This is a genomic window from Salinivibrio sp. IB868 (assembly GCF_001995655.1).
Taxonomy (GTDB): domain Bacteria; phylum Pseudomonadota; class Gammaproteobacteria; order Enterobacterales; family Vibrionaceae; genus Salinivibrio; species Salinivibrio siamensis.
This window is the reverse complement of record NZ_MUEW01000020.1, coordinates 26,777-33,497: the sequence shown is the minus strand read 5'-3', so window position 1 is coordinate 33,497 and position 6,721 is coordinate 26,777. Positions and strand designations below refer to the sequence as shown.

Sequence of the window (6,721 nt, the reverse complement as noted above, 5' to 3'; positions counted from 1 at the left end):
ATATATAAGTCATTGAAGTTAAAATGCTTTTTTATTTTTTCGCCACAGGGTAAAGCGCTTGTTGTGTAATTTAATTACGTAACTGATTACAAAGTGGTGACAAAATTATGATCCCCGTAGCAGTGTTATATCATTCTGATAATGGTCATAAAAAAGCGCATTCGAGCTTATACTCTAAACTGTTTAAGTGTTTGTTTTTAATTTATTTTAATAATTTACCATTCCGTTTTTGTTTTGTTCTTGGTTGATTTTTGCGCGAATGTAAGCCAACGTAATAACACAAGTGCTGCACGGGAGCCCAAGCGCGTGTAGTAATAATAGTGTTGTGATTGGATTACAAATGATAAGCCAGGGAGGCGATATGACGGAAGCGTGCTCAACCTTACGCGAATCGTTGGTGATTAACGAGACAGTCACCGCAGAGCAGGCAGAAATCTTAACCGATGATGCATTGTGCTTTTTAGCCAGTCTCGCTGAGCGTTATGCGGCGCGCGTACCCACACTGTTAGCGGCGCGTGAGGCGCGTCAACAACGCATTGATGCGGGAGAGCTGCCCGACTTTCTTCCGGAGACGCAATCGATCCGCCAAGCGGATTGGACCATCCGTGGCATTCCCGAGGATTTACAAGATCGGCGGCTAGAAATTACCGGACCGGTAGACCGGAAGATGGTGATCAACGCACTCAACGCTAACGTGAAAGTTTTCATGGCGGACTTTGAAGACTCCTTTGCGCCGGCGTGGCCACAAGTGGTTGAAGGACAGCGTAATTTGCGCGATGCCGTGAATGGCACCATCAGTTATCAGCACCCTGATACAGGCAAACGCTATCAGCTAAATGAGGACCCAGCACGCCTTATTTGTCGTGTGCGTGGCTTGCACCTGACCGAAAAACACGTGACGTGGCAGGGTAAACCAATTCCAGGTGCCCTGTTCGACTTCGCTCTTTACTTTTTCCATAACTACCGTCGTTTACTCGAGACGGGATCGGGGCCTTATTTCTACCTGCCTAAACTTCAAGCATATCAAGAAGCCGCGTGGTGGAGTGAGGTGTTTTCCTTTGCCGAAGACGAGTTTGGGCTAAGCCGTGGCACCATCAAAGCGACCGTGCTGATTGAAACCTTGCCCGCCGTGTTCGAAATGGATGAGATTTTGTATCACCTTCGTGATCACATCGTCGCCCTTAACTGTGGTCGTTGGGATTATATCTTTAGCTATATCAAAACATTGCGTAATCATCCGGACCGCGTGTTGCCGGACCGCCAAGTGGTGACCATGGATAAGCCTTTCCTTAACGCTTACTCGCGTTTACTGGTCAAAACGTGCCATAAGCGTGGCGCGTTGGCGATGGGTGGCATGGCAGCCTTTATTCCCAGTAAAGACCCGGCTGAAAACCAGCAGGTGCTAGAGAAAATTGAAAAGGATAAAACCTTAGAAGCCAATAATGGCCACGATGGCACCTGGATTGCGCATCCAGGGCTGGCTGACACGGCTCGCGCGATTTTCGACCGTGCACTTGGCGATAAGCCGAATCAACTTACGGTGACCCGCGAGCAAGATGCTGAGATTACTGCTGCAGAGTTGCTGGCGCCTTGCGATGGCGAACGCACAGAGGCGGGAATGCGACATAACATTCGCGTGGCGGTGCAGTACATTGAAGCGTGGATTTCAGGTAACGGTTGTGTGCCTATTTATGGCTTGATGGAGGACGCGGCCACGGCTGAAATCTCACGTGCGTCGATTTGGCAATGGATTAAGCATCAAAAACCACTGAGCAACGGCAAGGTGGTGACCAAGGCGTTGTTCTCTCAGTATCTTGCCGAGGAAATGGCGGTGCTTGAAAAAGAGCTAGGCGCAGAGCGTTTTGCGCAAGGACGGTACCGGCAAGCGGCAACCTTGATGGAAACGCTCACTACCAGTGATGAGCTGGTTAACTTTTTAACCTTACCGGGTTATGAGTATTTGCCGTAATGGGCATGGAAGCACAATAACAAACATGGAATGACAGTAAGGGGCTGGTACAGCCCTGCTAACAAAGAGGAATGGAACATGACTTTGACTCGCCAACAACAAATCGCTGAACTGGAAAAGGATTGGGCGGAAAACCCGCGCTGGAAACAGGTTAAGCGCCCCTACACGGCTGAAGAAGTCGTCAATATGCGTGGCTCGTTTGTGCCGGAGAATACCGTCGCTAAGCGGGGAGCTGCCAAACTATGGGATTTGGTCAATGGCAGTGCCAAAAAAGGCTACGTCAACTGCTTGGGCGCATTGACAGGCGGTCAAGCGGTGCAGCAAGCCAAAGCGGGTATTGAAGCGATTTATCTGTCTGGTTGGCAGGTGGCGGCTGACAACAACACAGCCTCGAGTATGTATCCAGACCAGTCGTTGTATCCGGTTGATTCCGTTCCCGCTGTCGTTAAGCGCATTAATAATGCGTTTCGCCGAGCGGACCAAATTCAGTGGTCGAAAGGGGGCTCACCGGAAGAGGGCACCGACTATTTCTTACCGATTGTAGCGGATGCCGAAGCAGGCTTTGGTGGTGTGCTTAACGCCTACGAGCTGATGCGTAACATGATTGAAGCTGGCGCTGCCGGTGTTCACTTTGAAGATCAGCTCGCCTCAGTGAAAAAATGTGGCCACATGGGCGGAAAAGTGTTGGTGCCAACCCAAGAGGCGGTACAAAAATTGGTCGCGGCGCGCTTAGCTGCCGATGTGGCGGGCACCGATACGCTGGTCATTGCGCGTACTGATGCCAACGCGGCCGATCTATTGACCTCAGATTGCGACCCATACGACAAGGACTTCATCGTTGGTGAGCGCACAGCCGAAGGCTTCTATCGCGTGCGTCCTGGGATTGAGCAAGCCATTTCTCGAGGCCTAGCTTATGCGCCGTATGCCGATTTGATTTGGTGCGAGACCGCGAAACCGGACTTGGAAGAAGCACGACAGTTTGCTGAAGCCATTCATGCTCAGTATCCAGACCAGCTTTTGGCTTATAACTGTTCACCGTCTTTCAACTGGGAGAAAAACCTGGACGCCGAGACGATAGCGCGTTTCCAACAAGAACTGTCTGATATGGGCTATAAGTACCAGTTCATTACCTTAGCGGGTATTCATAACATGTGGTACAACATGTTCGACTTGGCGCATGCTTATGCGCAAGGTGAGGGCATGCGTCACTACGTTGAAAAGGTGCAGCGTCCAGAGTTCGCTGCCGCTGAGCGTGGCTATACCTTTGTCGCGCACCAGCAAGAAGTGGGTACTGGGTATTTTGATCAGATGACCAATATTATCCAAGGTGGGCAATCATCGGTCACGGCATTAACGGGCTCGACGGAAGAAGATCAATTCTAATCGCGCGATACCGGTTATCAACCTGATAAAAAGGGAGTCTCACACTCCCTTTTTTATTTATTCTCCCTCTTCAACCGGCTCACTTTCTTCTTGGATCTCCAGCAATGTTGACGCGATGGCGACAAAATCACTGTCGGTGATGATCCCAACCAAACGTTGGTGCTTCACCACCGGTAAGCAGCCTATTTTACGCTCGAGCATGGTTAGCGCTGCAGCCCGTAGTGACGCCCCGGGGTCGACTGTGACCAGTTGCCGCTCGATAAAGTGTGATAGGGGAGTATGGATCTGGTGATCGCCATTGGTCGTTTTGCCTAGTGAAGAGGCTTGTGCTGACAGCACATCTCTTTGTGTGACCAGTCCTAACAAACGCTCATCATCGTCAACGATGGGGAGATGGCGAAAGCGCTCGGCGCGCATTAAACGGTGCGCGTCATCCAGGGTATGGTCAGGGCTAAGCGTGTGTGGATGCCGGGTCATCATATCATCAACAATAAACATGGCACCTCCTTGTCATCAGTACACAGGGATACTTTTACTGTAGTGCAGTTGTACCGGGTTAGGCGTGATATGCATCAAGATAACTACGCGCATCGAGGCAAATGTTGTGTTCATTGGCGCCTGTGTAAACGATGCCTGAATCAAGCATCCAGCTTGCTTGATCTTCACGGTGGGCTACCTATACTAGCGGCCTGCTTTTTATCTAGGCAAATGTCATGCAATTATCCGATTTTCACTTTGAACTCCCCGATGAGTTAATTGCGCGCTATCCGCAACCGGATCGCAGTGCAAGTCGCTTATTGTCACTCGATGGCACAAGCGGTGAGGTGGTACATCGTCAGTTTAAGGATATCCTCGATCTGGTTGAGCCTGGGGATTTGATGGTGTTCAACAACACGCGAGTGATCCCCGCGCGCGTGTATGGCCGCAAAGCGTCGGGGGGTAAAATAGAGGTGCTGGTGGAGCGTGTGCTCGACGAACGTCGTTTCCTCGCCCATGTGCGCGCCTCTAAAGCACCTAAACCCGGCGCCGAATTATTCCTCGGCGATGACGGACAGGTCCCAGCAAAGATGGTGGCACGCCATGATGCTCTGTTCGAAATTCAGCTACACGACGATAAAGGCGTGGTAGATACGCTTAACGACATCGGCCATATGCCGTTGCCGCCATACATCGACCGCCCAGATGAAGAGAGCGATAAAGAACGCTATCAAACCGTGTATAACCAAAAGCCTGGGGCCGTCGCTGCGCCAACGGCGGGGTTACACTTTGACGATGCCATTATGGCAGCGCTTAAAGAAAAAGGCGTCAATATTGCTTTTGTCACCTTGCACGTGGGAGCCGGAACGTTCCAACCGGTTCGGGTCGACAACATTGAAGAGCACACCATGCATGCTGAGTATGCTGAAGTGCCGCAAGAGGTGGTTGATGCGGTCAATCAAACGCGAGCACAAGGCAAGCGGGTGATTGCGGTGGGAACCACCTCGGTGCGTTCACTGGAAAGTGCGGCACAGGCGGCCAAGCAAAAAGGTGAGCCACTGTCCCCGTTTTTTAATGACACGCAGATTTTTATCTATCCGGGGTATGAATGGCAGCTAGTGGATGTATTGGTGACCAATTTTCACTTGCCGGAATCCACCTTGATCATGTTGGTAAGCGCGTTTGCCGGTTACCAGCATACCATGGCCGCTTATCGTGCGGCGGTTGAAGAACGCTATCGCTTTTTCAGCTATGGCGATGCCATGTTTATTACCCGTCAGCACCACTGACGACATGATGAGAACACGGGCTCTTATGTCCGTGTGCGCTATGCTTGCGGCAGGGTAAACCTGTTAGCATAAGACACACGCCAGACTGTTTCTCTGGCACTGAGGAGGATTCGTGGAATACGAACTGAAAAAAACCGACGGACGCGCTCGCCGTGGCCGCTTAATCTTTGAACGCGGCACTGTGGAAACGCCGGCTTTTATGCCGGTGGGTACCTATGGCACCGTCAAAGGGATGACGCCTGAAGAAGTGAAAGGGACTGGGGCGGAGATCCTATTAGGGAACACTTTTCATCTATGGCTACGCCCAGGTCAGGAAATTATGCGACTGCACGGGGATTTGCATGACTTTATGCAGTGGCATGGCCCTATTTTGACCGACTCTGGCGGTTTCCAAGTGTTCAGTTTGGGCGATATCCGTAAAATCACCGAAGAAGGGGTGCACTTTCGCAACCCAGTGAACGGCGATCGCATCTTTATGGACGCGGAAAAATCGATGGAGATCCAATATGACTTGGGATCAGACATCGTGATGATTTTTGATGAGTGTACGCCCTATCCTGCCACGCATGACGAAGCGAAAAAGTCGATGGAGATGTCACTACGCTGGGCAAAACGTAGCCGCAATCACTTTGACAAATTAGGTAACAAAAATGCCTTGTTTGGTATTGTACAAGGCGGCGTGTACGAGGACTTGCGAGATGTCTCTGTAGAAGGTCTTACCGAGATCGGTTTTGATGGGTATGCCGTTGGCGGCCTAGCGGTCGGGGAGCCGAAAGAAGACATGCACCGGATCTTGGAGCACACTTGTCCACAGCTGCCAGAGGATAAACCGCGCTATCTGATGGGCGTGGGGAAACCTGAAGATTTGGTCGAAGGGGTTCGTCGTGGTGTCGACATGTTTGATTGTGTGATGCCGACACGAAACGCACGTAATGGCCACTTGTTTATTACTGGCGGTGTGATCAAGATCCGCAATGCGAAACATAAAAGTGATACCTCGCCTTTGGATCCCGAGTGTGACTGTTACACTTGCCGCCACTACAGCCGTGCTTACCTCTACCATTTAGACCGCTGTAATGAGATCCTAGGCGCGCGACTCAACACCATCCACAACTTACGCTACTATCAGCGCGTGATGGAAGGTTTGCGTAACGCGATTGACGAAGGTAGATTAGATGCCTTTGTAGCGGATTTCTACGCGCGTCGTGGCAAGGAAGTGCCGCCGCTCGATTAATTTCGAATTCAACAACTAGAACGAGGACGTGATTGAATGTTTATCTCACAAGCTCACGCAGCCGCTGAAGCCGCACCACAAGGTGGCGGAATGCAGCTTTTTATCATGCTTGGTCTCTTTGCGGTGATTTTTTACTTTATGATCTACCGCCCGCAATCTAAGCGTGTCAAAGAGCACAAAAACCTTATGGCATCTATGAGCAAAGGGGACGAAGTGCTAACCGGAGGTGGTTTAGTGGGTAAGATCACTCAAATCGCTGAAGACAATGACTTTATTGTGATTGCACTCAACGATAATAACGAAGTAACCATCAAAAAAGACTTCGTGACGGCAGTACTGCCTAAAGGTACTATCCAGTCTCTCTAATTC

General features: G+C 50.6%; 6 protein-coding genes. 5 read left to right on the top strand and 1 reads right to left on the bottom strand.

Annotation, left to right across the window (positions count from 1 at the left end):
• The first annotated feature begins 361 nt into the window (after nt 1–361).
• Entirely contained in the window at nt 362–1,969 is a 1,608-nt protein-coding gene (gene aceB, locus BZG20_RS15530; protein WP_077579561.1) for a malate synthase A, read from the top strand.
• Between the two features lie 78 nt (nt 1,970–2,047).
• On the top strand, nt 2,048–3,352 hold the full coding sequence (aceA, locus tag BZG20_RS15525) for an isocitrate lyase (protein WP_046075020.1): 1,305 nt from the start codon (nt 2,048–2,050) through the stop codon (nt 3,350–3,352).
• Between the two features lie 57 nt (nt 3,353–3,409).
• Here the strand turns inward: aceA and BZG20_RS15520 are convergent, their stop codons facing one another.
• Nucleotides 3,410–3,850, bottom strand: coding sequence for a CBS domain-containing protein (locus tag BZG20_RS15520; protein ID WP_046075019.1), 441 nt, complete (start codon nt 3,848–3,850; stop codon nt 3,410–3,412).
• A 215-nt stretch (nt 3,851–4,065) separates the two neighbouring features.
• On the opposite strand from BZG20_RS15520, the gene queA reads away from it, so the two are divergent.
• The 3 genes from queA to yajC all read left to right on the top strand — a co-directional run bounded on the left by queA (nt 4,066) and on the right by yajC (nt 6,718).
• Entirely contained in the window at nt 4,066–5,118 is a 1,053-nt protein-coding gene (gene queA, locus BZG20_RS15515) for a tRNA preQ1(34) S-adenosylmethionine ribosyltransferase-isomerase QueA (protein ID WP_077579560.1), read from the top strand.
• Between the two features lie 112 nt (nt 5,119–5,230).
• Entirely contained in the window at nt 5,231–6,352 is a 1,122-nt protein-coding gene (gene tgt, locus BZG20_RS15510) for a tRNA guanosine(34) transglycosylase Tgt (RefSeq protein ID WP_077579559.1), read from the top strand.
• A gap of 36 nt (nt 6,353–6,388) precedes the next feature.
• Nucleotides 6,389–6,718 (top strand): preprotein translocase subunit YajC, encoded by a 330-nt coding sequence (yajC, locus tag BZG20_RS15505; RefSeq protein WP_046075016.1) that lies wholly within the window; start codon nt 6,389–6,391, stop codon nt 6,716–6,718.
• Nucleotides 6,719–6,721: the final 3 nt, after the last annotated feature.

What these genes read in the sequence shown, in the direction of transcription:
- aceB (WP_077579561.1), top strand. Translation starts at nt 362, where the DNA reads ATGACGGAAGCGTGCTCAACCTTACGCGAATCGTTGGTGATTAACGAG.
- aceA (WP_046075020.1), top strand. Translation starts at nt 2,048, where the DNA reads ATGACTTTGACTCGCCAACAACAAATCGCTGAACTGGAAAAGGATTGG.
- BZG20_RS15520 (WP_046075019.1), bottom strand. Translation starts at nt 3,850, where the DNA reads ATGTTTATTGTTGATGATATGATGACCCGGCATCCACACACGCTTAGC.
- queA (WP_077579560.1), top strand. Translation starts at nt 4,066, where the DNA reads ATGCAATTATCCGATTTTCACTTTGAACTCCCCGATGAGTTAATTGCG.
- yajC (WP_046075016.1), top strand. Translation starts at nt 6,389, where the DNA reads ATGTTTATCTCACAAGCTCACGCAGCCGCTGAAGCCGCACCACAAGGT.